Source organism: Thioalkalivibrio sp. ALE10 (assembly GCF_000381385.1).
In the GTDB taxonomy this organism is placed as follows: Bacteria; Pseudomonadota; Gammaproteobacteria; order Ectothiorhodospirales; family Ectothiorhodospiraceae; genus Thioalkalivibrio.
In genome coordinates this window covers 873321-897430 of record NZ_KB906450.1, presented here as the reverse complement: position 1 = coordinate 897430, position 24110 = coordinate 873321, and the positions used below count along the sequence as shown (strand labels likewise).

At 69.0% G+C, this 24110-nt stretch carries 27 protein-coding genes and 2 pseudogenes; 6 read left to right on the top strand and 23 right to left on the bottom strand.

The features are described from left to right. Positions 1-272 precede the first annotated feature (272 nt). The 5 genes and pseudogenes from F788_RS0104445 to F788_RS0104425 form a co-directional block, all read right to left on the bottom strand. The gene (locus F788_RS0104445) at positions 273-1100 is read right to left on the bottom strand and encodes an autotransporter outer membrane beta-barrel domain-containing protein (protein ID WP_019589372.1); all 828 of its coding nucleotides are present in this window, start codon (positions 1098-1100) and stop codon (positions 273-275) included. A 459-nt stretch (positions 1101-1559) separates the two neighbouring features. Beyond that, positions 1560-1835, bottom strand: a pseudogene (locus F788_RS0104440) (ZIP family metal transporter); the annotation flags it as partial. A gap of 75 nt (positions 1836-1910) precedes the next feature. Further along, a complete protein-coding gene (locus F788_RS0104435) occupies positions 1911-2405 on the bottom strand; it encodes a hypothetical protein (protein WP_019589370.1) in 495 nt (164 codons plus the stop codon). After that, positions 2402-2707 carry a nucleotidyltransferase domain-containing protein gene (locus tag F788_RS0104430; protein ID WP_020700651.1) on the bottom strand — a complete coding sequence of 102 codons (306 nt, stop codon included), beginning with the start codon at positions 2705-2707 and terminating at the stop codon, positions 2402-2404. Before F788_RS0104430 ends, F788_RS0104435 begins: the two co-directional genes overlap by 4 nt. Before the next feature lie 23 nt (positions 2708-2730). Further along, entirely contained in the window at positions 2731-3672 is a 942-nt protein-coding gene (locus tag F788_RS0104425; protein ID WP_019589369.1) for a ZIP family metal transporter, read from the bottom strand. Between the two features lie 121 nt (positions 3673-3793). Between F788_RS0104425 and F788_RS0104420 the strand changes: the two genes are divergently transcribed. The 4 genes from F788_RS0104420 to F788_RS0104405 all read left to right on the top strand — a co-directional run bounded on the left by F788_RS0104420 (position 3794) and on the right by F788_RS0104405 (position 6493). Beyond that, a complete protein-coding gene (locus F788_RS0104420) occupies positions 3794-4231 on the top strand; it encodes a hypothetical protein (protein WP_018871456.1) in 438 nt (145 codons plus the stop codon). A gap of 91 nt (positions 4232-4322) precedes the next feature. Further along, positions 4323-4958, top strand: coding sequence for an endonuclease III (nth, locus tag F788_RS0104415; RefSeq protein WP_019589368.1), 636 nt, complete (start codon positions 4323-4325; stop codon positions 4956-4958). Positions 4959-4962: 4 nt separating this feature from the next. Next, complete coding sequence (locus F788_RS0104410; protein WP_018871454.1) at positions 4963-5397, top strand: DUF1841 family protein; 435 nt, start codon at positions 4963-4965, stop codon at positions 5395-5397. 22 nt (positions 5398-5419) lie between these two features. Beyond that, a complete protein-coding gene (locus F788_RS0104405) occupies positions 5420-6493 on the top strand; it encodes an Rpn family recombination-promoting nuclease/putative transposase (protein ID WP_019589367.1) in 1074 nt (357 codons plus the stop codon). A 24-nt stretch (positions 6494-6517) separates the two neighbouring features. On the opposite strand, the gene F788_RS0104400 is transcribed toward F788_RS0104405, so the two are convergent. Next, positions 6518-6979: a hypothetical protein gene (locus F788_RS0104400; RefSeq protein ID WP_019589366.1), complete on the bottom strand. Its 462-nt coding sequence runs from the start codon at positions 6977-6979 to the stop codon at positions 6518-6520. A gap of 167 nt (positions 6980-7146) precedes the next feature. Here F788_RS0104400 and F788_RS0104395 point away from each other — a divergent pair, with 167 nt between their 5' ends. Further along, positions 7147-7584 carry an SRPBCC family protein gene (locus tag F788_RS0104395; RefSeq protein ID WP_019569042.1) on the top strand — a complete coding sequence of 146 codons (438 nt, stop codon included), beginning with the start codon at positions 7147-7149 and terminating at the stop codon, positions 7582-7584. Between the two features lie 70 nt (positions 7585-7654). On the opposite strand, the gene F788_RS0104390 is transcribed toward F788_RS0104395, so the two are convergent. The 5 genes from F788_RS0104390 to F788_RS0104370 all read right to left on the bottom strand — a co-directional run bounded on the left by F788_RS0104390 (position 7655) and on the right by F788_RS0104370 (position 13263). Beyond that, on the bottom strand, positions 7655-9109 hold the full coding sequence (locus tag F788_RS0104390; RefSeq protein WP_019589365.1) for a YihY/virulence factor BrkB family protein: 1455 nt from the start codon (positions 9107-9109) through the stop codon (positions 7655-7657). Positions 9110-9139: 30 nt separating this feature from the next. Beyond that, complete coding sequence (locus F788_RS0104385) at positions 9140-9787, bottom strand: YdbL family protein (RefSeq protein ID WP_018869897.1); 648 nt, start codon at positions 9785-9787, stop codon at positions 9140-9142. 93 nt (positions 9788-9880) lie between these two features. After that, positions 9881-11977, bottom strand: a complete 2097-nt coding sequence (locus F788_RS0104380) for a hypothetical protein (protein WP_019589364.1) — start codon at positions 11975-11977, stop codon at positions 9881-9883. Next, positions 11977-12762, bottom strand: coding sequence for a YdcF family protein (locus tag F788_RS0104375; RefSeq protein WP_019589363.1), 786 nt, complete (start codon positions 12760-12762; stop codon positions 11977-11979). The genes F788_RS0104380 and F788_RS0104375 overlap by 1 nt, the downstream gene beginning before the upstream one ends. 18 nt (positions 12763-12780) lie before the next feature. Beyond that, positions 12781-13263, bottom strand: coding sequence for a Crp/Fnr family transcriptional regulator (locus F788_RS0104370; protein WP_019021151.1), 483 nt, complete (start codon positions 13261-13263; stop codon positions 12781-12783). 75 nt (positions 13264-13338) lie between these two features. On the opposite strand from F788_RS0104370, the gene F788_RS0104365 reads away from it, so the two are divergent. Then, entirely contained in the window at positions 13339-13800 is a 462-nt protein-coding gene (locus F788_RS0104365) for a DUF6231 family protein (RefSeq protein WP_019589362.1), read from the top strand. 6 nt (positions 13801-13806) lie between these two features. On the opposite strand, the gene ribBA is transcribed toward F788_RS0104365, so the two are convergent. The 12 genes and pseudogenes from ribBA to F788_RS0104305 form a co-directional block, all read right to left on the bottom strand. Further along, on the bottom strand, positions 13807-14922 hold the full coding sequence (gene ribBA / locus F788_RS0104360; protein WP_026332701.1) for a bifunctional 3,4-dihydroxy-2-butanone-4-phosphate synthase/GTP cyclohydrolase II: 1116 nt from the start codon (positions 14920-14922) through the stop codon (positions 13807-13809). A gap of 25 nt (positions 14923-14947) precedes the next feature. Further along, positions 14948-15643 carry a riboflavin synthase gene (locus F788_RS0104355; RefSeq protein ID WP_019589360.1) on the bottom strand — a complete coding sequence of 232 codons (696 nt, stop codon included), beginning with the start codon at positions 15641-15643 and terminating at the stop codon, positions 14948-14950. A 34-nt stretch (positions 15644-15677) separates the two neighbouring features. Beyond that, complete coding sequence (gene ribD, locus F788_RS0104350; protein WP_019589359.1) at positions 15678-16847, bottom strand: bifunctional diaminohydroxyphosphoribosylaminopyrimidine deaminase/5-amino-6-(5-phosphoribosylamino)uracil reductase RibD; 1170 nt, start codon at positions 16845-16847, stop codon at positions 15678-15680. After that, positions 16844-17422 (bottom strand): transcriptional regulator NrdR, encoded by a 579-nt coding sequence (gene nrdR / locus F788_RS0104345; protein ID WP_019589358.1) that lies wholly within the window; start codon positions 17420-17422, stop codon positions 16844-16846. Before nrdR ends, ribD begins: the two co-directional genes overlap by 4 nt. Positions 17423-17431: 9 nt before the next feature. After that, positions 17432-18691, bottom strand: a complete 1260-nt coding sequence (glyA, locus tag F788_RS0104340; protein ID WP_019589357.1) for a serine hydroxymethyltransferase — start codon at positions 18689-18691, stop codon at positions 17432-17434. A gap of 184 nt (positions 18692-18875) precedes the next feature. Then, positions 18876-19514 (bottom strand): RDD family protein, encoded by a 639-nt coding sequence (locus F788_RS0104335; RefSeq protein WP_019569050.1) that lies wholly within the window; start codon positions 19512-19514, stop codon positions 18876-18878. Positions 19515-19531: 17 nt separating this feature from the next. Next, entirely contained in the window at positions 19532-20161 is a 630-nt protein-coding gene (locus F788_RS0104330) for a MarC family protein (protein WP_019589356.1), read from the bottom strand. A 33-nt stretch (positions 20162-20194) separates the two neighbouring features. Then, complete coding sequence (locus F788_RS0104325; protein ID WP_019589355.1) at positions 20195-20533, bottom strand: hypothetical protein; 339 nt, start codon at positions 20531-20533, stop codon at positions 20195-20197. Positions 20534-20544: 11 nt separating this feature from the next. Continuing rightward, a pseudogene (locus F788_RS13325) lies at positions 20545-21444 on the bottom strand (STAS domain-containing protein). Between the two features lie 37 nt (positions 21445-21481). Then, entirely contained in the window at positions 21482-22525 is a 1044-nt protein-coding gene (locus tag F788_RS0104315) for a SpoIIE family protein phosphatase (protein ID WP_019589352.1), read from the bottom strand. After that, positions 22522-23541 (bottom strand): diguanylate cyclase, encoded by a 1020-nt coding sequence (locus F788_RS0104310; RefSeq protein ID WP_019589351.1) that lies wholly within the window; start codon positions 23539-23541, stop codon positions 22522-22524. The genes F788_RS0104315 and F788_RS0104310 overlap by 4 nt, the downstream gene beginning before the upstream one ends. Positions 23542-23626: 85 nt before the next feature. Next, complete coding sequence (locus F788_RS0104305) at positions 23627-24106, bottom strand: nucleoside deaminase (protein WP_019589350.1); 480 nt, start codon at positions 24104-24106, stop codon at positions 23627-23629. Between the last annotated feature and the right edge of the window lie 4 nt (positions 24107-24110).

Sequence of the window (24110 nt, the reverse complement as noted above, 5' to 3'; positions counted from 1 at the left end):
TGAACCCCGCATCCGTGTCTTCGGGACAGGGCATGAGAGGCCGGTGAGGAGAACCCCTGGCGCTCCTATGAGGCACCCCTTCCCCGGAAGGGCTGACCCTCGCCCGTAGAGAAGGGCAGCTCCGCGACGAAGTGAAGTCCGGTCGGTAACCAACCCGCGTATATCAGAGTGATCCACCGTCGCAATCCGCTTCTCGTGCCCTGCCTCGAAGGCATGGAAAACAGGAGGTCTCGATCGAACGCTACAGCCAACCGTTGACAGGTCAATCCATATCAGGAGGCGGCCACCCAGCCGGCCTCTTCTTCACCCCTGGAGGTGCCGTTCAGCATCACCGAAACATCTCCGGGGCCCACAGCGCCTTCGACGCCCACGCCGGCGCGAACCCAGGTCTGGTCGTAGTCCCGGCCGTCGATGTTGAACTGGTTGACCGTGAACGGATCGTTCAGCATGCGACCGCGGGTGCGCACGCCATCGCTGTCGAAACGATGCGTCACGTTACCGGTGGCCACGAAATCAAACCCGGATTCCGCGATCGGCATGGCCAGTTCCGAACCGACGCGCAGTTCGGTCACGCTGTCGCTGCGGCTGCTGAAACGCGCGGGCAGATCACCCCCGCTTTCCTCGTACCCCTCCATGCGGATCCGCGAGTAACTGAGATCGGCATAGGGGCTCAGACTGACGCGGGAAGCGCTCCAGGCATCCACCCAGTCCATGCGCACCCGGGCGCCCTGGCCGTGCATCGAAGGGGACGCCGTGGAGAAATCGCGCTGACCGCTCGAATTGAGGTAGCCGCGGCGGATGTCCGCTTCACCCCACTGGTGGAAGCCCCCGACGGTGAGGAACAGACCGGCTTCTTCATGAACCGGCACAATGCCTTCGAGCATCAGGAAAAACGTATCGGTGTCGACTTCACCGCCCTGAACCAGATCCTCCTCGGTCCAGGTACGCCCCAGGGAATAGTTGAACTGCATGAGGCCAAAGTTGTGCCCGGCACCCACGCCCGCGATGCCCGTGTTGCCATCCTGGTCGCCATGGCGGCGCACGCCGTAGTCCCCCAGCACCCACACGGTGCTCTCGCCTTCGTCCACATAGCGGGACATCGGCCGCCCGTGCGCACCATGGACATGCAGCGTGGTCGTGGAAAGCGCGGCTCCCACCGCCCGGCTGCTGGATTTGAGACTCTCCGAGATCGTAGGCGTCCGCTCGGTGGGCTCCTCCTCGGGGGGCCGATCTATGCCATTTTCCGGGGGAAGAGAAACCTCCGCGAGGAGCGGGCCCGCCCCAGCTAGGGAAGCACCGCCTAAAACCAGCAGGATAGAGCGTTTCAGATTGCGCATAAGGTTCCTCCGAGTCGGACGTCATGGTGAAAGGCGGCCAGCCCTCATGGTTATTGCCGACCACTTCTCAATGTAGGCCACACGCGCGCAGGCGTGAAGACGGGTGAGCACCCCGTACTCCGGGCATGGTGCCGCCTTTCCGCATGCCTCGCCCCCTCCAAACGGAGGGGTTCGGGGATGCAGGACCGCCCCGCGCTGAACGCGGAACGGCACACGGATGCCCTACAGCGCGAGGTCGATGGCCAGCAGGGTGACGAACCCGACCAGCACCCCGGTGGTGGCCTGGGCCTCGTGGCCCTTGCGGTGGGACTCGGGGATGATCTCGTGGCTGATGACGAACAGCATGGCACCGGCGGCGAAGGCCAGGCCCCAGGGGAGCAGGAACTCCATCAGGGTGATGGCGCCGGCGCCGATCAGCCCGCCGACGGGCTGCACCAGGCCGGTGAGCAGGGTCACGCCGAAGGCGATGGCACGGCTGTAGCCCAGCGACAGCAGGCTCACGCCCCGGATGAACAGGCCCAGCGCGAGCAGCGATCAATCAGGAAGGTCCGGCCCGGGGTGGCCCCGGTCGGGTCATCCCGAGACCCCGCCCGCGTTATCCTCGCCCAGCCGCTGCTCGATGCGCTGGAGGATGGCCTCGAGCTCGCGGCTGCCTTCCATGGCCCGGTTCAGCAGGGCCGCGCGCTTCTCGGGTTCGTCCGGGTAATCGTGGGCGAAGCCGTTCCTCAGGGCGCGCAGCTCCTGCCACTGCGCGGCGCTGTCGAGATAGCCGAGCTTTTCAAGTCGATGCAGCTTGTCCAGCATCGGACGGTCCTCGAACGGTTCCTGGAGTGCCATGAGCACGGCCGGTAACAGGCGCATGCCCATGGCGTCCTGCAACTTGCCGAAACGCAGGATGAACTGATCCAGGTCCTGCACCCCCTCGTCGTCCATCGCGTCCAGCGTGTCGCCGTCCAGCGGCAGGCGGGGCTCCAGCGAAGACAGGGCGTGGCGCATGTGGTGGCGGTGCCTGCGGCATTCCTCGATGGCGTCCCGCAGGCGCTGGATGGCGGTGGCGGTCGAATTCATAACGGGATGCCCTTCTCGCGGGCGACCTGAAAGATGGGGGGATGCCGGCGTCGGCCCGGGTAGTCGACCAGCAGGTCGATCTTCTGCTCGCCCAGTTCCGCCTCCAGGCGTGCGCGCAGGGCGATTTCCGCCTGTACGATGGAATCGACATCGCGCATCGGGGTATCGATCAGCAGGTCGATGTCGCCGCCCCGGGCCGAGTCATCGGTCCGGGAGCCGAACAGCCACACCGTGGTCTCCGGACCGAAGGTCTCGCCCACGGCCCGGTGGATGGCGTGTTGCTGTTCGGGACTCAGACGCATGGCGAACCCTCCTCTGAACGATCCTACAACGCCAGGTCGATGGCCAGCAGGGTGACGAACCCGACCAGCACCCCGGCGGTGGCCTGGGCCTCGTGGCCCTTGCGGTGGGACTCGGGGATGATCTCGTGGCTGATGACGAACAGCATGGCACCGGCGGCGAAGGCCAGGCCCCAGGGGAGCAGGAACTCCATCAGGGTGATGGCCCCGGCGCCGATCAGCCCGCCGATCGGCTGCACCAGGCCGGTGAGCAGGGTCACGCCGAAGGCGATGGCGCGGCTGTAGCCCAGCGACAGCAGGGCGATCGCGACCACCAGCCCCTCGGGCATGTTCTGCAGGCCGATGGCCACGGCCAGCGCGATGCCGTCGCTGACATCGTCGCCGCCGAAGCCCACGCCCACGGCGAGGCCCTCGGGCAGGTTGTGCAGGGCGATGGCGAAGATGAACAGCCACACCCGGCGGATCTTGGCCGGGTCGGCCCCGCTCTGCGGGCCGATCACGAAGTGCTCGTGGGGCACGAGCTTGTGCAGCAGCAGCAGGAACGCGCCGCCCAGGCCGATGCCGCCGGCCAGGACCACGATGGCCATGGCCACGCTGCCATGCTGGGCCTCGGCCTGCTCCACCGCCGGCAGCGCCAGCTCGAAGGCGGTCGCCGAGAGCATGACCCCGGCGCCGAAGCCCATCATCGCGTCCTCCACCGACTGCTTGAGGCGGCGCAGGAAGAAGATGGGGATGGCCCCGACCGCGGTGAACAGCCCGGCCACGAAGCTGGCCAGCAGCCCGATCTGCAGGATCGAAAGCTCGCCCAGCCAGTCCTCCATGTGCGGCCACAGCAGGCTCACACCCCAGATGAACAGGGCCAGCGCGATCAGCGAGCCGATCAGGAAGCTGCGCGGCAGCGGGGTATATTCGGCGGGTTCGGGCTCCGTCTCGCCGTCCTGTGGACGGACCGGGTCGGGTTCGGCCATGGTGCGGACTCCTTGCAGGCTCGTTCGGGCGCAGTGTAACGCGGCCCCGGCCTTGATTCCCGGCGCCCAGCGGGTACACTGCCCCCGCTACAAAAATTCCAATCGTCCCAGGAGAGCAGGCATGGCTGGACATTTCCCGTTCGCCGGCAAGCGCGGTACGCGCTACGGCCAGGCCCCGCGCGGCACCATCGCCGCATTCTTCGAGAATCACGGCTTTGGTGAGGAGCTGCAGGAGAAGTACTACAAGTGGTGGTACGACTTCGCCAAGGATTTCGTCGAGAAGGACAGCGACCTGTCCGTCACGATGATCACCCGGTTCAACAGCTACCCGATGGGTACCCACGCCGAGCACTCGTTCCATCTGAACGACAAGTACTGGGCGGAGTGCCTGGCCGAGCTGGGCTCGTTTATCCGTGACATCATCTTCCCCAAGATGGACGAGAAGGCGATGCACGATCTCGAGGAAAAACACTCGAAGCTGCTGGCCGACCTCGAAAAGGAAGCGGAAGAAAAGCCGCGCGAGCCGGCGCCGGAAGTGGGCGTGTACCGCCACGTCTGAGGCGGTCGCACCGCCATCGCGTGCATCGTCCGGCCCCGTTCGCGGGGCCGGTTTCGTTTGCAACCCCTGGAACCGTCGGAAGCCCCGCCCCATGAATGCCGCCAAGCGCCGCGAGATCTTCGAACGCCTGCGGGCGGCGAACCCCGAACCCACCACCGAGCTGGAGTACAACACCCCGTTCGAGCTGCTGGTGGCGGTGATCCTGTCCGCGCAGGCGACCGACGTGGGCGTGAACAAGGCGACCCGGCGGCTGTTCCCGGTGGCGAACACCCCGCAGGCCATCCTCGACCTGGGACTTGACGGCCTGAAGGAATGCATCCGCACGATCGGCCTGTACAACGCCAAGGCCGAGAACATCATGAAGGCCTGCCGCATGCTGGTGGAACTCCACGGCGGCGAGGTGCCGCGCGACCGCAAGGCGCTGGAGGCCCTGCCCGGGGTCGGTCGCAAGACCGCCAACGTGGTCCTGAACACGGCCTTCGGCGAACCCACCATCGCGGTGGACACGCACATCTATCGCGTGGCCAACCGCACCGGACTGGCCCCCGGCAGGACCGTGCTGGAGGTCGAGAAGAAGCTCCTGAAGTTCACCCCGAAGGAGTTCCTGCGCGACGCCCACCACTGGCTGATCCTGCACGGAAGGTACGTGTGCCGCGCACGCCGGCCGGATTGCGGGCAGTGTGTGATCCACGACCTGTGTGAATACAAGGACAAGACCGAGGCCTGATGCGATGTACGGCGACCGCGACCGCATGCGAACCCAGTTCCTGGATGCCTGGCAGAAGGCCCGCAACGAGGAACCCCTGAGCGACATGGAACAGGTGCTGGTCGGCATCATCCGCGACCACCCCGAATACCACGCGCTCCTGAACGACCGCGAGAAGGCCCTGACGGCCGAGTTCCCGCCGGAATCGGGGACCACCAATCCGTTCCTGCACATGTCCATGCACATGGGCCTGCGCGAACAGGCCGCCACGGACCGGCCGGCCGGCATCCGCGACCTGCACCGCCGCCTGTGCGCCCGCTACGGCGAACTGGACGCCGAACACCGGATGATGGAGTGTCTGGGCCAGGCCCTGTGGGAGAGCCAGCGCAGCGGCCAGCCACCGGACGAGGCGCAGTACCTCGAATGCCTGAAGCGTCTGGAGGGCATCATCGGGGCATGAATTACGGGTCCAGGGAGGGACCATGGAACACGATCACGGCTACAAGCACCTGTTCAGTCACCCCGAGCTGGTGGCCGATCTCCTGCGCGGGTTCGTCAACGAACCCTGGATCGAAAAGGTCGACCTGGATTCGCTGGAGCGGGTCAACGGTCACTACGTCTCCGACGATCTGCGCGAGCGCGAGGACGACATCGTCTGGCGCCTGCGATGGGGCGATGGCTGGTGTTACGTCTACCTGCTTCTGGAATTCCAGTCATCGGTGGACCGCTTCATGGCGGTACGCCTGCTGACCTATCTCGGCCTGCTCTACCAGGATCTGGTGCGCACCGGCGAACTGACCCCCGACGGACGGTTGCCGCCGGTACTGCCACTGGTGCTCTATAATGGTGAACGACGCTGGAGCGCCCCGATCGAAGTGCGCGAGCTGATCGCACCGATCCCCGGAGGACTGGAGGCCTACCGCCCGGATTTCCGGTATCTTCTGCTCGACGAGGGGGCCTTCGCGGACGCCGATCTGCCGGCACGCAACCTGGCCGCGGCCGTCTTCCGGCTGGAGCACAGCCGCGAGCCCGAGGATCTGCAGGCGGTCGTCGGGCGTCTGGTGCAATGGCTGAAACACCCGGAGCAACGATCCCTGCGACGGGCCTTCAGCGTCTGGCTGGGCCGAGTGGTCATCCCCGGCCGCTTCGGCGAAACATTGGCGCCTCCGAACAACGACCTGCGGGAGATGGAAACCATGCTGGCGGAACGCGTAAAGGAATGGCAGCGCCGCTACGAGCAACAGGGGCTGCAAAAAGGACTGCAGAAGGGCCTTGAGCAGGGCCTGGAGCAGGGCCTGGAGCAGGGCCTGGAGCAGGGCCTGGAGCAGGGCCTGGAGCAAGGGCTGGAACAGGGGCGACAGCAGGGACTTCAGGAAGGCGTCACGCAGGGTGAAGCCGCGGTCCTCCTGCGCCTGATCGGCCGCAAGTTCGGTGCAGACGCCGCGGAAAAACACCGGGAGCGGATCGAATCCGCCGATGCCGACACCCTGCTGATCTGGTCGGAACGCGTCCTGACCGCCCGCCACATCGACGACGTGTTCAGCGCTTCCTCCTGAGAGCAGCGTCTTGAGGAAAGAACCTCAGGGAAACAGCCGCTGCCACCAGCGGCGGCGGCTGTTCGGCGGGGGCATCGCTGCCTGAAGGTCTTCCGGCGGTACGGTGGAGAGGATCCAGCCCGGCAGTACCCGCAGGCCCGACGATCCGCAGGAGGATCCGAGGTTGTTGGGGTCGAAGATCTTCACGAAGCGAGGATTCTCGCGGTCGTCCACGTAGACGATGCCGCAGTAGCTTTCGTCGTGGTCGGCGCGCAGCAGGGCGTCCACCTCGGTGAGGAAACGGTCCAGCTCGGCCGCACTGACCGGCGCCTGCGGCACCGCCTCCCCCACCGCGTAGACGTACCACTCGCCGTCGCGGGCGCCGGCGCGCAATGTGGCCCACAGGGCGTCCAGCTGTTCCCAGTGCAGGATACCCAGCGCCCCGGCCTCGTAGCGCTCCATGAAACCGGCATCGGGGGCCGGACGGTGATCTCGGGCAAAGCTCATTCAGGGCTCGCATCGGTGGTTTCAGCGCGATCGCGCGTCATGTTAGAACGAGCGTTACGGGCCCACAAGCAGCCCGGAACCGGGCCGTGAACAGGTTGCGGGGAACCCGGAAGCGTTCCGGGGGCTCTTACCATCAGTTCTTCCGCTCCAGCCAGCGAGTCGCGAGCATGCGCCGTATCACGCACGAAACCTCCCTGCAGGCCGAACCCGAGCGGGTCTTTGCCCTGCTCAGCCATGTCCCCAACTTCGTCGACCTGTGCGACCACGTGCGCACCATCGAGCCCTTGGGCGGCGAGCAGTACCGCTGGACCATCGTGGCGGCAGGGATCACCATGGATTTCGATGTCGAGGTCTGCAGCGCCGTGGAGCCGGAGCATTTCGCCTGGCGCTCGATCCGCGGCATCCACAATCGCGGCAGTTACCGCCTGCAGCCGGCCGGCGAAGGGCTGACCCGGGTCGAGTTCGAGCTGGAATACCGTCTCGGTAATCCGCTGGTGGAAGCGGCGGTACGCAGGGCGGCGAGTTCGCTGGTGGAGCGCGTTTCCGGCCAGCTGATGCACCGGGCCCAGCAACGCCTGGACGCGGAAGCCGGCTCGAACGCCTGACCCCGCCGGCTCTCCGGACTCGCCGCCCGCACCCGGTCGCGCCCCCGAGGACCCCCCGGAGGACACCGCATCAGGGCCCCGCTGACGGGGACACACCCGAGCCGGGACGCGGCTCCCCGGCACGCGGATCCGGACTCGGGCCCGGCCCGGCATCAGCGTCTTCCTGCGCCGGCCTCGCCGGCTGCTGCGCGCCCGCCCGCTCCAGCAGATCGCGCATGGTGCGCGCCCCCAGATGATCGCGACGCGCCACGTCCAGCTCTTCCAGCGCCGACTCCACCGCCGCATCGCCGTGCAGGGTCCGCAGCGTCGGATCTTCCTGATCCTCGCGCAGGGCCTGCAGGACCTCCGCGACCGGCAGATGGCCGAGATCGCGCCCGGGCACCAGACCGAGGTCTTCGGTGCGTCTCAGCAGTCCCGCGGCCTCCAGCGCCCGGGCTGCACCGCCCAGCGCATTGCCGGGCACGTAGAGCTCCGCGGCCACCTGGTCCACCGTGGGCGGCGTGCGCCCTTCCATGAAATGGCGCGCCACCACCTGCATCAGGTTGAGCCCCAGACGCTCGTGCGCCGCCGCCGACAGCCGCGGACGGCGGCCCCGCACGTTCATGTATTCCGGATGCTGCACGTAGAACGCCACGTTGGAGCCGATCAGCAGGATCAGCCAGGCCAGATAGACCCAGATCAGCAGCAGGATCATGATCGCGAAGCCGGAATAGATCGCGTCGTAACGGGTGGACTCCGCCACCATGTTGGCGAACACCCAGCCCATGCTCTGCCACAGCACGCCCGCGACCACCGCCCCCGCCAGCGCCGGCCCCAGACGCACTCGCGTATTCGGCACGAACATGTAGATGAAGGCGAACGCCGCGATAATCAGCAGGTAGGGCACCAGGCGCGAGAACTCGGTGATCAGGCGCCCGAACGGCTCGACGCCCGCCACCGTCTGCATCGCCTCGGAGGACATCACGGTGGCGGTGATCCCCAGCGCGGCGAACACCAGCAGCGGCCCGATCATGATCACCGACAGATAGCTGGTGAAGCGCTGGGCCAGGCTGCGCTGGGTCTCCACCCGCCAGATGGTGTTGAACGCGGCCTCGATCTTCTGCACCAGCGCCACTACGGTATACACGAGGAAGATCAGGCCCACCGCTCCCAGCGCACCCACGCGGATGTTGTCCACGAAGGTGACCACGTTGTCGGCGATCTCCTCGCCCTGCGCGCCCAGCGGTTCGAGGAATTCCAGCAGTACCGGCTCCACCGCGTTGTGCGCGCCGAAGCCCTTGAGCACGGAAAACGACAGCGCCAGCAGCGGCACGATCGACAGCAGGGTGGTATACACCAGACTCATCGCGCGCAGGGTCAGCTGGCCCTCCGCCGCCTCGCGGACCAGTCCGTGCAGCCCGCGCAGGATACCCAGCCCGAGCGCTTTCCAGCGCGGCATGGCGGACAGGTCGCTCTCCAGCACCAGGCGTTCGACCCGGTGCCGTCCGGCCTCCAGGCGCGCGCCCAGACTGGCGTCACCCCCCAAGCCCGACCCTCCGTGTGCGGTCCGGACCGGTCATTTCTGCCGCCACTGACCGTCGGAGCGGTACCAGTACCCCGCCGGCGCCTCGTCCACCCACACCCGGGCGAAGGTCTCGCGGATGCGGTCCTCCCAGTCGGGTCGATCGTTGGCGCGGGCAATCTCGCGATACAGCGAGGCCCGGTCGGCATTCTCCTCGCTGACCAGGCGCTGCACCTCGCTGCGCTCGCGCAGCGGCACCTCGGAGAGATCCCGGATGGCCACGTCGCCATCAGCGCCGAAGCCGATGGCCCCGCTGCGGAAATGCGGCGCCAGCTGCGGCGCACGGTCACGCATGGACGCGCGGATGCGATTGATCGCCGGCGTCTCGATCTGCAGATCCGGGTTGCTGGCCGCGGCCGGCGCCACCAGCGTTTCCAGCAGGCGCGCGAGCAGCGGGGTCGAGCGCTCGCCGGCCGCATCGCGGGCATCCGGCGAACCGGCATCCGAAGAACCGCCGTCCATTTCCGGCGCGGACTCGGGCTCGCGCAGCTCCTCGATGTCGTGCAGCTGCAGGGCATCGCGCACGATCGCGCGCGCGGCATCCTCCGCCGCGGCCGCGGGGAAGTAGATGTTGATGGTCACGCAGCCCGCGACCAGCGCGGACAGCAGGGCAAGTGCGGGAACCCCGAACCAGGCTTTCATGGGCAGCTCCTTGGCAGGCACGGCAGGACAGTCATCATCCTACATTACATCAGCCGGTGGCTGACGAGGACATGAACGCCCCCGTGCGCGTGCTCAGCGAACCTCCGGGGACTCCCCGGCGGTCACCCGCGACAGCCCGCGCAGCAGCTCGTCCCAGTCGACCCGACGGTTGTAGCCGATGACATCGATCCGCGGGAGCCCGCCCCCCTGGACCAGGGCGAACCCGCCGTCCGGGCGGTCTCCCACCCCGTCGAGTTCACAGACCCCGCCGCGCAGCTGGCAGCGAAAGCCCAGTCGGCGGTAGGAGAAGTTTTCGAAGAAACGCAGAAACACCGACGAAGCCGCCGCCTGCACCGGCCCGCCCAGCTCGGTAATGTTCTGCACCGCGCGCTGTGAAATGCGCCGCCGCCCCGGATCGTCTTCGGGCGTCTGCAGGGCCAGATCCATGCGCACCGGACGCCAGTCGATCATGTGCAGGTCCTCCAGGTGGCCCGACAGCCGGCCCTCCACCCGGCCCACGTCGAAGGCGCGCGTGGCCAGGGCCAGGTCCAGGCGGTCCATGCGCGCCGACAGGCCCAGCTCCGGGGTTCGCCCGAACAGGTCGCGGATGCGCACGTCGCGCAGCACCACGTCGCCGTCGAACACCTGCACCAGCAGCCGCCCGTCGACCGCCAGATCGCCGCGATCCAGGCGCACCTCCGGGATCATGCCGGCCAGGCGACCGGAGAAGCGTGGCCAGCCGAGGATCTCGGTCAACGGCTCCAGCGAGATCGCCTGCACCCCGCCGGTGAAACGCACATCCGGTCCGTCGGGGGTCAGGCGCAAGCCGAAATCATCCGCACGCAGGGCGCCGTCGAGGATCGGGATGCGGGTCACTTCCAGCAGGTCGATGCCGTCCGGCTGCGCGCGCACGCGCGCGTCGAACTCGCCCAGCGGCAGGCGGAACAGATGCGCCCGCTGCCAGCCCAGCTGCCCCGGCACTCCGGGCGCATCCGCCAGCCAGTTCAGCGTGCCGTCGCTGTCCGTCACGCCGAAACGCCCGCTCCCGTCCTCGGCGCTCAGGGCCTTCCAGCGCAGGGTCGCCGAACGCGGGGCGCCGCGCTCCAGCTCCAGCCGCGCCACCACCGAATCCCCGCTCACCGTCAGATCACGCCCCAGGGTCCCGGCCAGCGCGGGGTCCAGCAGCACCGCATGCGCCGCTCCCGGGTCCCGCGCCTCGAGATGGAAATCCCCCGAAGGAGCGATCGCCTCCGGCGGCCCGCTGCGGATCTCCTGACCGCTGAAGGCCAGTATCTCGCCGAGCGAGCCGGACAGTTCCGCCACCTCCACCCCGGCCGCGAACCCGCCATCCGCCGGACGCAGGCCATCCACGCGCAGATTCAGGCGCCCGGTCTCCTCCGCGTCCACGAACCACGGATCCACGAACACCGCGCCCTCCTCCAGGGTCGCGTCCAGGCTCCAGTCCCCCGCCATCTCGCGCACCTCGAGCCGGCCGCCGATGCCCTCGCCCGCGCGCAGTCCCACCGCATCGGAGAAGCCCACGTCCCGCAGCTGCAGATCGACCCGATGCCCGCCTTCCGCCGCCCCCTGCAGCGCCAGGTCCGCACGCCCCGACTGCAGGGTCACCGGCGGATCTTCGGGCAGCCAGGGCGCCAGTCGCGGCGACTCCGCCAGCGCGACCAGATCCACCCCGGACAGGGCCAGTTCGGCCCGCCAGTCATCGCCACCGGCCACCCGCAGCACGAATTCGCCACTCGCCCCGAACCAGCCGGGCCAGTCTCCGGCGACGCGCAGGCGGTTACGACCGGTGTGCCAGTCCAGGCGCAGCGGGTGTTCCTGCAGGGCCAGGTCCCCGCCATCGGCGGACAGCCGCGCCTCGCGGCAACGCCAGCCGGCGGTGGTCGGCACCAGGGAGGGGCAATCCAGGCGTACTCCGGCGAGCGTGCCCACCGGCTCGGGCAGATGCAGGCGTTCGGCCCCGACGGTCATCGCCAGCCGCCCCCCGCGCAGGTGTGCGCGTGCGGAAAGGCCTTCGGCATCCAGCGCCGCGTGCAGCGCCCGTTCGATCCGCAGGTCGACCGTCACCCCCCCGGCATCCTCCGGCTCGGCACCGGCCGCCGTCGGTATCACCGGCACGAGCGCCACCCCCGCGCGCGCCATCCAGGCAGTCAACGCCCGGATGGCGCCCATCATGCCCCGGGCCGGTCGCCCGGCAGGCGATCCCGCAACGGCCGCGCCGCCCGTGCCAGCCACTCGCGCAGCGCGAACCGCGAGGTCTCCAGCGCATCGACCGTGGGCACGAAGTCGCGCAGGCGCCACTCGCCGTCAGGGCCTCGAAAGCCGGTGGGTGCCGGGTCCGCCGCCAGCCCGGCCGCCTCGAAGCGCTCGAGGGCCCGCGGCATGTGCATCGCATGAGTGACCACCAGCACCCGCTCCACCCCGGTGCCCTGCAGATGCTGCGCGGTGAAGAAGGCATTTTCGTGGGTATTGCGGCTGGCACCTTCCAGCCAGCGCGGATCCACGCGGAACTCGCGGCGCAGCGCATCCGCCATCAGTTCCGCCTCGGCCGGCCGACCCTCGGCGCCGGGACTGCCGCCGGACAGCAGCAACGGGAGACCGGTCCGGCGGTGCAGATGGGCGGCGAAACGCAGGCGTTCGAAGGTCAACGCCGAGACATCGTCACCGCCGGTAACGTGGTGACGGCCGCTGGCCCGGCCGCCCCCCAGCACCACGATCGCGTCCGCCCGACCGGTGGCCAGTGGCCGTTCGCGCAGATCCCGCTCCAGGGTCTGCGCCAGCGGGGCAGCGACGACGTTCAGCGCGGGCAGGACCAGTGCGGCCAGCCCGAGGGTCACCAGCCAGCCGCCCCCGCGGCGCTGCCCTCGTAACAGCAGCAGCCCCGGCACCAGCAGCAGCACCGCCAGACCCGGCGGCAGCAGCAGGTGCTCGGCCACGGTGGCGATGCCGGCGGCCATCGGCGACCGCGCCGCCGGTTATTTCTTGCCCGGGGCGTAGAGGTAGCGGGCGTAGGTCGCCACGTCCTCCGACACCCGGCGGATGAGGTGATCGAGACTGATGATGGCGAACTCCAGCACGTTCACCGCGATGTACGGGTGTTCCACCCGCAGGCGGTCGTACTTCGAGCGCGTCAGGCGCAGCAGGCGGGTGTTGTCGGTCAGCGCGCGCATGCGCACCCCGCGCGGCACGCGGTCGAAGAACGACATCTCGCCGGCCAGTTCGCCGGTCTCCATGCGCCCGACCTCGATCTCCTGGCTGCCGTCGTCGTCGTACAGCGCGGCGGTGCCGCTGACCACGAAGAACAGCGCCTCGCCCACCTCGCCGATGTCGGCGATGATCTCCTTGTGATGGGTCTCGACAACTTCCAGATACTGCATCAGGGTGTCGACCTCCGCGGGAGTCAGGGAGGCGGACATCGGATGCTGGGACAGAAACTCGGTCAGCAGATCCCGGGTCATGGCACGGCTTCCTTTACGGCTTTCTCTGGATTGGATACGTAGAGTATAACGAACGTCTCTTCTGCGAGAGCCCGCATGATCGACATCGACAGCCTGCGCCGTCAGCTCCCCGCACGCCTGGGCCGCGACACCCCGCTGATCCTGACCTGCGACCCGGACGCCGTTCCCGAGGCGCATGGCGAACGGCGCGTGACCACCCCGCAGGCCCTGATGGCCGAGCCGCCCGCCGGGCGCGAATCACTGGTGCTGGTGCTGGACGTGCTCGCGGAAATGGAGCTTGCGGCGGGACAGCAGCTGCTGGGCGGGCTGCGCGACCGCTGGGCGGAGGAGACCCTGATCCTGCACCGCCACCGCGACGACCGCTGGGACCTGAACGCCTTCCTCGCCCTGGGGTTCCGCCGCGAGCCGGCGGCGGAGGCGGCCACGCCGGACCACGCGGTCTACCGCACCAGCCTGTACGACTACAAGCTCACGCCCGACTGGCTGAACGCCCGCTTCTGGGCCAACCCGGAGATGTGGGACCGCGCGCGCTGGTGACGCGGGTCAGCCCTCGTCGTGGACGTAGTCCACCACCTCGAGGCCGAAGCCGCCCAGGCCGTGGAAACGTTTCGGCGCCGACATCAGGCGCATCCGCCCGACGCCGCAGTCGGCGAGGATCTGTGCGCCGATGCCGTACATGCGCCACTCGGCGGAGTTTTCGCGACCGCCGCCGCGCTCCTCGGGCGCCGGCTGACCCAGCTGCTCCAGCCGCTGGGTCAGCGCCTCGGGCCCCTCGTGCTTGCGCAGGACCACCACCACGCCCTCGCCCGCCTCGTTGATGCGCCGCAGCGCGTCATCCAGCGGCCAGCCGCGATCCGGGCCGGCATAACCGAGCGTGTCGTGGAGGGTGTTCTCCAGATGCACGCGCACCAGGGTGTCGCGGTCCGGCCGCGGTTCGCCGCGCACCAGCGCGAAGTGCATCTCGTGATCCACCTCGTCCTGAAACGCCAGCAGGCGGAACGTCCCGTGCTCGGTGGGAAACTCGCGCTCGGAGACGCGGCGCACGGTCTTCTCGTTCTCGATGCGGTAGCGGATCAGGTCCTCGATGGTGCCCATCTTCAGACCGTGCTCGGCGCAGAAGCGCTCGAGGTCCGGCCGCCGCGCCATGGTCCCGTCCTCGTTGAGGATCTCCACGATCACCGCGGCCGGCTCCGCGCCGGCCAGGCGCGCCAGATCGCAGCCCGCCTCGGTGTGACCCGCGCGCACCACCACCCCGCCCGGCTGCGACATCAGCGGGAACACGTGCCCCGGCTGGACGATGTCCTCCGGCTGGGCGTTGGGCGCCACCGCGGTGCGGATGGTGTGCGCCCGATCATACGCCGAGATCCCGGTGGTCACGCCCTCGGCGGCCTCGATCGACAGCGTGAAGTTGGTGCCGTGCACGTCGTTGGTGTCGGTCACCATCAGCGGCAGGGCCAGCTGCCGGCAGCGCTCGCGGGTAAGCGTCAGGCAGATCAGCCCGCGGCCGTACTTGGCCATGAAGTTGATGTCCTCGGGGCGCACGTGCGAGGCGAGCATCAGGATGTCGCCCTCGTTCTCGCGGTCCTCGTCGTCGACGATGACCACCATGCGCCCGGCCTCGAGTTCCGCGAGGATGGTTTCGGTATCGGAAAATTCCATGAACACCTGCCGTCGGGGCCCGCGCTCAGTCGCGCGGGCCGGAATGATTGGGAAAGCCCTGCTCGGCCAGCCAGTCCTCGGACAGCGTGCCACCGCCGTCCCCGGCTCCGGCGCCCGGATCCGCCGCGCGATCGCCCAGCATCAGGCGCTCCAGATAACGGGCGATCAGGTCGACCTCCAGGTTCACGCGCGTCCCCGGGGCGTAGACCGAGAAGCGCGTCAGGTCCCGGGTATGCGGGATGATGTTGACCTCGAACTCGGCCCCCTCGACGCGGTTCACCGTGAGGCTGGTGCCGTCGATGGTGATCGACCCCTTGGCCGCGATGTAGCGTGCCAGCGCCGCCGGGGCACGGAACCGCACCCGGGTCGAACGGGCATCCGGCTCCATCGAGACCAGCTCGCCCACGCCGTCCACGTGGCCGGAAACCAGATGACCGCCGAGCCGGTCGCCCAGTGCCAGCGCGCGCTCCAGATTGACCCGGTCGCCGCGGCCGAGATCGCCCAGCGTGGTCACCTCCAGGGTCTCGCGGCTGACATCGGCGGTGAAGCCGTCCACGGAGAGATCGGTCACCGTCAGGCAGACGCCGTTGACCGCGATCGAGTCCCCGAGGTGGGTGCCGGAGAAGTCCAGCCCCGGCGCACTGACATGCAGCCGGCGGTCGCCGCCGCTGGGGGTCAGGGTGTCGAGGGTGCCGAGGCTTTCGATGATGCCGGTGAACATGGCGCAGCCTGTCCTTGCGGTGATGATGCGGGGATCATAGCGAATTCGGGACCCCTCGGGGGAGAGCCCGCAGCCGCAGGGTCTCGCCCAGCCAGCGGGACTCGACGACCTCCAGCTCCGCGCGCTCGGCCATGCGTCCGATGTCCCAGTCCACCATCGGCCGGCCGCCGGAACCCAGCAGCAGCGGCGCCTGGTACACCAGCCACTCGTCCACCAGACCCGCACGGGCCAGCGCACCGGCCAGCCCCGGGCCGGCCTCCACGTGCAGCTCGTTGATCTCGCGGGTGTGCAGCTCCGCCAGCAGGGCATGCAGGTCCAGATGCCCGGCGGCGTCCTCCGCCGCCCCCGGCAGGGCGATCAGGTCGGCGCCGCGTCCGCGCAGGGCGTCCGCCGCCGGGCCGGCCGCTGCGGACTCGGTAGTGAGGACCCAGGTGGGTGAACCCTGCAGGATGCGCGCGGTGGGCGGGGTCCGCAGGCCGGAATCCACGATCAGCCGCAATGGCTGGCGCACCGGCAGATCGGCCACACGGCCCGACATCGGCAACCCGGCCGCGGCGGCCAGCTCCGCCGGGCTGCGGCGCACGTTGAGCTGCGGGTCATCGGCCAGCACGGTGCCGCTGCCGGTGAGGATGGCCCCGGCCCGCGCGCGCCACAGCTGCACGTCGTTGCGTGCGGCCTCGCCGGTGATCCACTGCGACTCGCCCGAGGCCATCGCCGTACGCCCGTCCAGCGAGATCGCGGACTTGATGCGCACCCACGGCCGCCCGCGTTCCATGCGCTGCACGAATCCGGGATTGAGCGCCCGCGCCTCGGCCTCCAGCAGCCCGGTCTCCACCGCAATGCCGGCCGCGCGCAGGCGCTGCGCCCCGCCCCCGCACACGCGTGGATCGGGATCCTCCATGGCGATGACCACGCGCCCCACCCCGGCGGCGATCAGCGCCTCGGTGCAGGGCGGCGTGCGCCCATGGTGGTTGCACGGCTCCAGGCTCACGTACACCGTCGCCCCGCGCGCGGCCTCCCCGGCCGTCTGCAGGGCGTTGACCTCGGCATGCGCCTCGCCGGCCCGCCAGTGCACGCCGGCGCCCACCTCGCGGCCGTCGCGCACGACCACGCAACCCACGCGCGGGTTGGGATCGGCGGTGAAACGGCCGCAGTCCGCCAGCATCAGCGCGCGGTGCATCCATTCACGGTCGGCTGCGTTCATCGGGGGTCGCCGGCGGGATCGGGGTCGTCGGGCGGGGATTCTTCCGGGAGTTCGTCAGCCGCGGCGCGCGCGGCCTCCTCGTCGATCAGACGCAGCTGGTGACGCCGCATCTCGGGGCTCAGGTCGTCCTCCAGGCGCTCGATGGCCTCGCGGAAGGACTGCACGCTGGCAAAGCTGAGATAGATGGAGGCAAACCGGATATAGGCGACATGGTCCAGCCCGTGCAGGGCTTCCAGGACCATCTCGCCTATACGGTCGGACTTGATTTCGGGGGCACTGGTACCGGCCAGACGGCGCTTGATGTCGTCGATGACGTTCTCCACGTCCTCGGTGCGCACCGGGCGCTTGTGCAGCGCCCGGCGCAAACCGCTGCGCAGCTTCTCGTCATCAAAGGCGACCCGCTCGCCGCTGCGCTTGACCACCCGCGGCAGGCTGAACTCCGCCCGCTCGAAGGTGGTGAAACGCTCGCGACACACGCGGCACTCCCGCCGCCGCCGGATCTGTTCCTGCTCGGGTCCGGCGACCCGGGAGTCGACCACGCGGGTGTCACTGGCACCGCAGGCCGGACAGCGCATCGCCCCGGTTTATTCGCCGGCGCCGTAGACCGGGAACCGACGGCAGATGTCCAGCACCTTGCCGCGGACGTCGTCGATCACCTGCTCGTTGTCCATGTTGTCCAGCACGTCGGCGATCCAGCCGGCCAGCTCGCGGGATTCGGACTCGGTGAAGCCGCGGGTGGTCAGGGCGGCGGTGCCGATGCGGATGCCCGAGGTCACGAACGGCGACTGCGGGTCGTTCGGCACCGCGTTCTTGTTGACCGTGATGTTGGCGCGGCCGAGCGCGGCGTCGGCGTCCTTGCCGGTCATGCCCTTGGACACCAGGCTCAGCAGGAACAGGTGGTTGTCGGTGCCGCCGGAGACGATGTCGAAACCGCGCTCGACCAGCACTTCGGCCATCGCGCGGGCGTTGGCGATCACCTGCTTCTGGTAGGTCTTGAAGTCCGGCTCCAGGGCCTCCTTGAACGCCACCGCCTTGCCGGCGATCACGTGCATCAGCGGGCCGCCCTGGGTACCGGGGAAGATCAGCGACTGGAACTTCTTGTTCAGTTCCGGCTGACCCTTGGAGATGATGAAACCGCCACGCGGCCCGCGCAGGGACTTGTGCGTGGTGGAGGTGACCACGTGGGCGTGGTCGATCGGGTTCGGGTATTCGCCGGCGGCGATCAGGCCGGAGACGTGGGCCATGTCCACCATCAGGTACGCACCCACGGAATCGGCGATCTCGCGGAAGCGCTTCCAGTCGACCACGCGCGAGTAGGCGGAGAAGCCGGCGACGATCATCTTCGGCTGGTGCTCGGTAGCCAGACGCTGGACCTCGTCGTAGTCGATCAGGCCCTCGTCGGTGATGCCGTACTGCACCGCGTTGTAGATCTTGCCGGAGAAGTTCGGCTTGGCGCCGTGGGTCAGGTGGCCGCCGGCGTCCAGGCTCATGCCAAGCACGGTGTCATGCGGCTGCAGCAGGGCCATGTACACCGCGGCGTTGGCCTGCGAGCCGGAATGCGGCTGCACGTTGGCGTAATCGGCGCCGTAGAGCTCCTTGAGGCGGTCGATGGCCAGCTGCTCGACCACATCGACGTGCTCGCAGCCGCCATAGTAGCGCTTGCCCGGATAGCCCTCGGCGTACTTGTTGGTCAGCACCGAGCCCTGCGCTTCCATCACGCGCGGGCTGGTGTAGTTCTCCGAGGCGATCAGCTCGATGTGCTCTTCCTGGCGCTGCGCCTCCTTGCGGATCGCGCTCCAGAGTTCGTCATCGTAGCCGTTGATGCTCATGTCGATCGAAAACATTCGGTGACTCCCGTTGGGTTCTAGGCAATTCGGGCGCGCAGCGGCCCGCCAGAGGCACTCGACCGGCCGCGGACGGCGGCCGGAAGGTCGGGACCGGGCGGGGTACGGCGCCGGAAAGGTCCAATACCATACTGGATTCGGCCGGGATTTTCAGGGCCGCCCGCCGAACGCCCGGCCGAACGGGCTATTCATCCAGCCACTCGCGGCGTACCACCCAGGTCTCGGCGATGAAGTCGTGCAGGGCGCGGCGCTGCCGGGTGAAGGCCACCATCAGGTAGCCGATCATGAACAGCAGACCGGACAGGAATTCGGCGAAATGGCGCCCGGTCGCGCGGGCGAAGCTGATGCGCTCGCCATGCCAGTCGACCACCCGCAGGCCTACCGCCATCTTCCCGATGGTCGCGCGGTACTGCGAGCTGTGCATGCCGGCGAAATAGAACCAGCCGACCAGGATGTTCACGAAGGTCCAGGCGGTGTCCGCATCGGTCCATTCCTCGGTGTGCATAGTTTCCGGGCTGACCATCGCCTGCACCACGGTCAGCGGGATGCCCAGGATCACCCCGTCGATCAGCACCGCCAGCACGCGCCGCCAGAAGCCGCCGAAGGCCGCACGATCCTGCGGTGGCCCCTCGGCAGGCACCTGTCCGGACCCGCCGGAAACGGGCGGTGGCGCCTCGCCCCGGCCTGAACCCGACTCCGGATCCCTGCCGGAGCCGTTCGGCTCCGACGGCTCGGGGTCGAAATCCAGCGAACGGCCACAGGCCTTGCAGAAGGCCGCGTCGTCGGGGTTCTCGGTTGCGCAGTGCGGGCAGGTTCGGGTCATGCACCGCTCCTTCGATGTCAGGTCATTACACCGCTGTCGGCCAGCCCGTCAAAGATGAACTGAACCGCCAGCGCGGACAACAGCACCCCCATGATGCGCGTGAGCACATGCGCACCGGTGACGCCCAGCCAGTGCTGGATACGCACCGCGATCAGCAGGCAGACCAGCGCCAGGGCCATGATCGCGATCAGCGCCCCGATCACTACCGCCTGCGCGACCAGATCGCCGCTGGCTCGGCTCATCATCAGGATGGCCGCGCCCATCGCGCCGGGTCCGGCCAGCAGCGGCGTGGCCAGCGGGAACACCGAGAGGTCGGTACGCGAGCGGGCCTCGCGGGTCTCGTCCGGGGTGGCCGAGACCCCGCCGGAGCTGCGCGCGAACACCATGTCGATGCCGATCAGCAGCAGGAGGATACCACCGGCGGTATACAGCGCCGGCAGCGAGATCCCCAGCACCCCCAGCGCGGCCTCGCCGAACAGCGCGAACGGCAGCAGGATGGTGGTCGCCAGCAACGCGCCGCGCCACGCCATCGCGCGGCGCTGGGCCGGGTCCATGCCACGGGTCAGCACCGCGAACACCACCGCCACGTCCACCGGGCCGACGGTCACGAAGAAGGTGGTCAGGGCAACAATGCCCAGTTCCAGCATGCGGCGTTCTCCCGGTCGCGGGGGTGGTGGACGTCAGCGCGCGCGCTCCACATCGCGCGCACAGGCAAAGGGCGGCACCTCATCCAGGCGCGCCGCCAGCGCATAAGCCACCGAAGGTGCCATGTTCGCGACCACCATCTCCACCCCGATGACCCGGCAAAGCCCGTGCACCGCCTTCAGCCAGTCGTAGTAGAGGGCATCGACCACCGGCACGCTGTCGAGGTCGTAGATCAGTCGTCGAGCCCGCGCCGCCTGAAGGTAATCCCCCAGCGCGACCAGATAGCGGTCCGGCTCGCCGGGATCCAGGCCCTCACCCGGCTCCAGCAGCACCGCGTCCGCACCGATCCGGGTGAGATGCATGCCCTGGACCATCGGCGCGCCCGTCAGGCCGGGGTCCGGGCGTCGGCCATCCGCACGCCCAGCCAGTGGAAGGCCTCCTTCAGGCCTTCGGCCAGGGTCGCGCGGGTCGTCACGTCGCCCAGATCGATGTTGAGGCTGGTGAGCGCCCGGGCAATCTCCGGCCGGATCCCGGTCAGCACCGGACGCGCACCCATCAGGCCGATCGCACGGATCATCTGCACCAGGTGGTGCGAGACCTGGGAGTCGATCGCCATGACCCCGGTGACATCCATCAGCACCACGCGGGCCCGGTCCTACTCGATGCGCCCGAGCAGCTTTTCCATCACCACCATGGTGCGCGACGAATCCAGGGTCCCGATGATCGGCAGCGTCAGGACGCCGTCCCAGATCTCGGTGATGGGCGTGGAGATCTCGCGCAGTTCGGCCTGCTGCGCCTCGATGGTGCTTTCCTTCTGCTCCAGATACACCCGATAGACGTCCAGGATGATGCCGTTGAACACCCCGGCCAGCAGGAGCAGGGTCTCGCGGGTCTGTTCGGGCGTGATCTCCGCATCGCGCCCCAGATCCTCGATCATCACGTTCTGCATGAACTGCAGATAACGCACGAACTCCTCCATGTCGCCGCCCCGCATCAGGATCTGTTGCGACATGGTGGTGAAGAACTGCTGCAGGGCACGGAACTCTTCGCTGGAGCGATCCGGCCGTCCCTCGTGCTGCAGCAGCATCACGAACAGCTCCATGAACTCCACCGAGTAGTCGCTGATCTCCTCGCGCGACAGGATGTTCCCCTGCACGAAGATGTTGTGCCCGCGCTCCTCGATCACCCCGGAAATCCGGCCGACGTTGACCATCAGCTGCTCGACCAGGATCTCGTTGGCACTGCGGGTCTCGTCGTCCTCCCGATTCATGTTGTCCCCCGTCATGACTCCTCCTCTTTTTTTGTGTTTCCCCGGCCTGCCGTCAAAGGCGGATGACCAGCAGCGACTTGTCATCATTGCTGCGCCCCAGCACCTGGCCCAGCACCAGCGCCAGCAGCTGCGGGTGCCGGCGCCACAGGCCGGGAAAGCTCGCCAGGCTCCAGTTGCGCCGGATACCGTCCGAGGCCGTGATCACCAGCGCATGCGGGGGGAGGTCCAGCCGGAGCTCCTCGCAGCTGCGATGATCATGCCCGAGAATGCCCGGTGCCATCTCCAGGCCGCGCCGCTCGCCTTCGCTCACGACCCACGCGTTCATGTCGCCCACGCCGCACACCCGAACGCTGCGCTGTGCGGCCGCGACCTCGCCGACAACCCCCACCGCCCCGCGCGAGCCGCGCAGGTTGCGGCTCAGCTTGCGCAGCACGTCGGCCGGCGATTCGCCCGCGGCGCCGGGCCGGCAACGTCCGGCCACCGCGGTTTCGGCCTCGATCCCGTGCCCCAGGCCGTCCATGTGGACCCAGCGCAGCCCGCTCCGATCGACATCCAGCCCGGCACAATCCCCGTTGTGCGGGGCATCGTGCAACGCGCGCAGATAGCGCCCGAAACTCGGCCCGGCCTCGTGTTCGCCGGTTTCTCCGGGACGGAAACGCGCCCATGCGGCGGTCCCCTGCCACGGAGTGCCGGCGGCCTGCGCGGCAGGGATGCTGTAGAAATCGGACGCGTCGGCCAGACGCCGCACGGTGCCCAGGCCCTTGCCCAGGGTCCCCGAGGTGGTGTGGCCGTCGGCGAGGGCCTGGTTCAGGTCCGCGATCCCCGGACCGAAATCCATCGCGAACAGGTCGAGCGCGGGTTCCGGCGAGCGCTGCTCCCAGATCTGCACCAGTCCGGTCCCGCGCGCGTATTTCACCTGGTTGGTCACGAGCTCCTGGCAGACCAGCAGCATGCGCTCGCGCTTGATCTCGCCGAAGCCCAGGCGCCGCGCCACGGTCTTCAGCCGCGACTGCAGCAGGACCTGCCCGCCGGCGCGCGCCGCCGCCTGCTCGCTCAGCAGGGCATACGGCTGACGCGCGGGCGGTGCGGCGCTCACGCGCGGGCTCCGAGGCCCGCGGCCGCCGGTGCGTCGGGGGCCTCGAGCTCGAGGCCCGCGGCCGCCGGTGCGTCGGGGGCCTCGAGCTCGAGTTCAGTGGCGACCTGCCCGCGCCCCCGGTGCTTGGCCAGATACAGTGCCGCATCGGTGCGCGCCACCAGATCCTCCGGCGCGTCACCGTCCGCCCGCTGCCCCACGCCGATGCTGACCCGGCCCTCCATCGCCGCGAGCACGCGCTGCGCCACGCCGGCTGCCGCGTCGCGGTCACCGAATACGATAATGGCGAACTCGTCGCCCCCGGTGCGGCAGGGGAGGTCCACGTGTTCGCGAATGGCCGCACGCATGGCATCGGCCATGCCACGCAGGTAATCATCCCCGAACTGATGGCCGTGGGTATCGTTCATCTGCTTGAAGAAGTCGAGATCAAGCAGCACCAGGCTCAGCGGTTCATCCTGGCGGGCGCAGTGCAGCAGGGACTCTTCCAGACGGGCATCGAAGGCGCCACGGTTGAACAGCCCGGTCAGGCTGTCCGTCTCGGCTTCGCGGATTGAGCGCTGGAGTTCTGCCTTCTTGCGTTCCAGATCGGCCTCGAGTTCGGCCATCTCGGCCGCCGCCCGCTCGCGGGCGCGTTCCAGTTCGGCGGCGAAGCGGGCATTGCGTCGGCGCAGGAGCTCGGGATCGGTGGACTCGGAACCCCGCCGCAGGCGGCGCGACAGGGCCTCGAGCGAGGACTCTGAGGGGTCTTCGGGGACACGATCGAGGTGTTCGCGGCGCGCGCGTCCCCCCGCCTCTTCCCAATACAGGGCGAGTTCTCGCCCGTGGGCCACCAGCGCCACCTGCAGCCCGCCCTCCACATTGGCGGCAGCCTCGCGCAGCGCGTGCAGAAGGACATCGAGACGGGCGGTGGCGCGGAACGGGCTGCCGCCCAGGGCCACCACAGCGTCCAGGGCGAAACGCGCAAGCCGGCGCCGATCGGGCTCCACACAAACCGACAGTTCCAGCAGACGCTTCTCCATGCCGCCCGACTCCCTGTTCCGTGCCCGGATTGTGCCCCAGTCCGGGCGTCACGTCATGCACCGACGGCCGGGACCCGCCGCACATTCAGTACAAGCGGCAGTTGGCGTGGCGTTCCCAGTAGTCGAAGACCGCCCGCCCCTCCTCGGCCAGGGTTCGGATCAGCGGCAGACGGCGCGCCTCGGGGGGTGCCACCAGTTCGTCGCGGATCCGCTCGTCGTCAAACCCGGCCGCGGCGGCATCCGCGGCCGAGGCGGCATGCACCACCCGGTCCAGCCGCGCCCAGCACGCCGCCGCACGACACATCGGACAGGGTTCGCAGGAGACGTACAGGGTCGCGCCGTACAGGCGGTGGTCCTGCAGGTGGCGGCAGGCGTCGCGAATCGCCGCCACCTCGGCATGCGCGGTGGGATCCTGCCACGGGATCACGCGGTTCGCCCCGCGGCCGACGATCTCGCCGTCGCGCACCACCAGGGCGCCGAACGGTCCGCCGCCGACATCCACGGACTCCCGCGCCAGGCGGATGGCCTCGCGCAGGAAGAAGGCGTCGTCGGCGGCCACGCTCATGGGG

Bases quoted from the DNA above. Each gene is read 5' to 3' on its own strand.
- F788_RS0104445 (WP_019589372.1), bottom strand. From the start codon at position 1,100: ATGTCCCGCTATGTGGACGAAGGCGAGAGCACCGTGTGGGTGCTGGGG.
- F788_RS0104435 (WP_019589370.1), bottom strand. From the start codon at position 2,405: ATGAATTCGACCGCCACCGCCATCCAGCGCCTGCGGGACGCCATCGAG.
- F788_RS0104430 (WP_020700651.1), bottom strand. From the start codon at position 2,707: ATGCGTCTGAGTCCCGAACAGCAACACGCCATCCACCGGGCCGTGGGC.
- F788_RS0104425 (WP_019589369.1), bottom strand. From the start codon at position 3,672: ATGGCCGAACCCGACCCGGTCCGTCCACAGGACGGCGAGACGGAGCCC.
- F788_RS0104420 (WP_018871456.1), top strand. From the start codon at position 3,794: ATGGCTGGACATTTCCCGTTCGCCGGCAAGCGCGGTACGCGCTACGGC.
- nth (WP_019589368.1), top strand. From the start codon at position 4,323: ATGAATGCCGCCAAGCGCCGCGAGATCTTCGAACGCCTGCGGGCGGCG.
- F788_RS0104410 (WP_018871454.1), top strand. From the start codon at position 4,963: ATGTACGGCGACCGCGACCGCATGCGAACCCAGTTCCTGGATGCCTGG.
- F788_RS0104405 (WP_019589367.1), top strand. From the start codon at position 5,420: ATGGAACACGATCACGGCTACAAGCACCTGTTCAGTCACCCCGAGCTG.
- F788_RS0104400 (WP_019589366.1), bottom strand. From the start codon at position 6,979: ATGAGCTTTGCCCGAGATCACCGTCCGGCCCCCGATGCCGGTTTCATG.
- F788_RS0104395 (WP_019569042.1), top strand. From the start codon at position 7,147: ATGCGCCGTATCACGCACGAAACCTCCCTGCAGGCCGAACCCGAGCGG.
- F788_RS0104385 (WP_018869897.1), bottom strand. From the start codon at position 9,787: ATGAAAGCCTGGTTCGGGGTTCCCGCACTTGCCCTGCTGTCCGCGCTG.
- F788_RS0104380 (WP_019589364.1), bottom strand. From the start codon at position 11,977: ATGGGCGCCATCCGGGCGTTGACTGCCTGGATGGCGCGCGCGGGGGTG.
- F788_RS0104375 (WP_019589363.1), bottom strand. From the start codon at position 12,762: ATGGCCGCCGGCATCGCCACCGTGGCCGAGCACCTGCTGCTGCCGCCG.
- F788_RS0104370 (WP_019021151.1), bottom strand. From the start codon at position 13,263: ATGACCCGGGATCTGCTGACCGAGTTTCTGTCCCAGCATCCGATGTCC.
- F788_RS0104365 (WP_019589362.1), top strand. From the start codon at position 13,339: ATGATCGACATCGACAGCCTGCGCCGTCAGCTCCCCGCACGCCTGGGC.
- ribBA (WP_026332701.1), bottom strand. From the start codon at position 14,922: ATGGAATTTTCCGATACCGAAACCATCCTCGCGGAACTCGAGGCCGGG.
- F788_RS0104355 (WP_019589360.1), bottom strand. From the start codon at position 15,643: ATGTTCACCGGCATCATCGAAAGCCTCGGCACCCTCGACACCCTGACC.
- ribD (WP_019589359.1), bottom strand. From the start codon at position 16,847: ATGAACGCAGCCGACCGTGAATGGATGCACCGCGCGCTGATGCTGGCG.
- nrdR (WP_019589358.1), bottom strand. From the start codon at position 17,422: ATGCGCTGTCCGGCCTGCGGTGCCAGTGACACCCGCGTGGTCGACTCC.
- glyA (WP_019589357.1), bottom strand. From the start codon at position 18,691: ATGTTTTCGATCGACATGAGCATCAACGGCTACGATGACGAACTCTGG.
- F788_RS0104335 (WP_019569050.1), bottom strand. From the start codon at position 19,514: ATGACCCGAACCTGCCCGCACTGCGCAACCGAGAACCCCGACGACGCG.
- F788_RS0104330 (WP_019589356.1), bottom strand. From the start codon at position 20,161: ATGCTGGAACTGGGCATTGTTGCCCTGACCACCTTCTTCGTGACCGTC.
- F788_RS0104325 (WP_019589355.1), bottom strand. From the start codon at position 20,533: ATGGTCCAGGGCATGCATCTCACCCGGATCGGTGCGGACGCGGTGCTG.
- F788_RS0104310 (WP_019589351.1), bottom strand. From the start codon at position 23,541: ATGGAGAAGCGTCTGCTGGAACTGTCGGTTTGTGTGGAGCCCGATCGG.
- F788_RS0104305 (WP_019589350.1), bottom strand. From the start codon at position 24,106: ATGAGCGTGGCCGCCGACGACGCCTTCTTCCTGCGCGAGGCCATCCGC.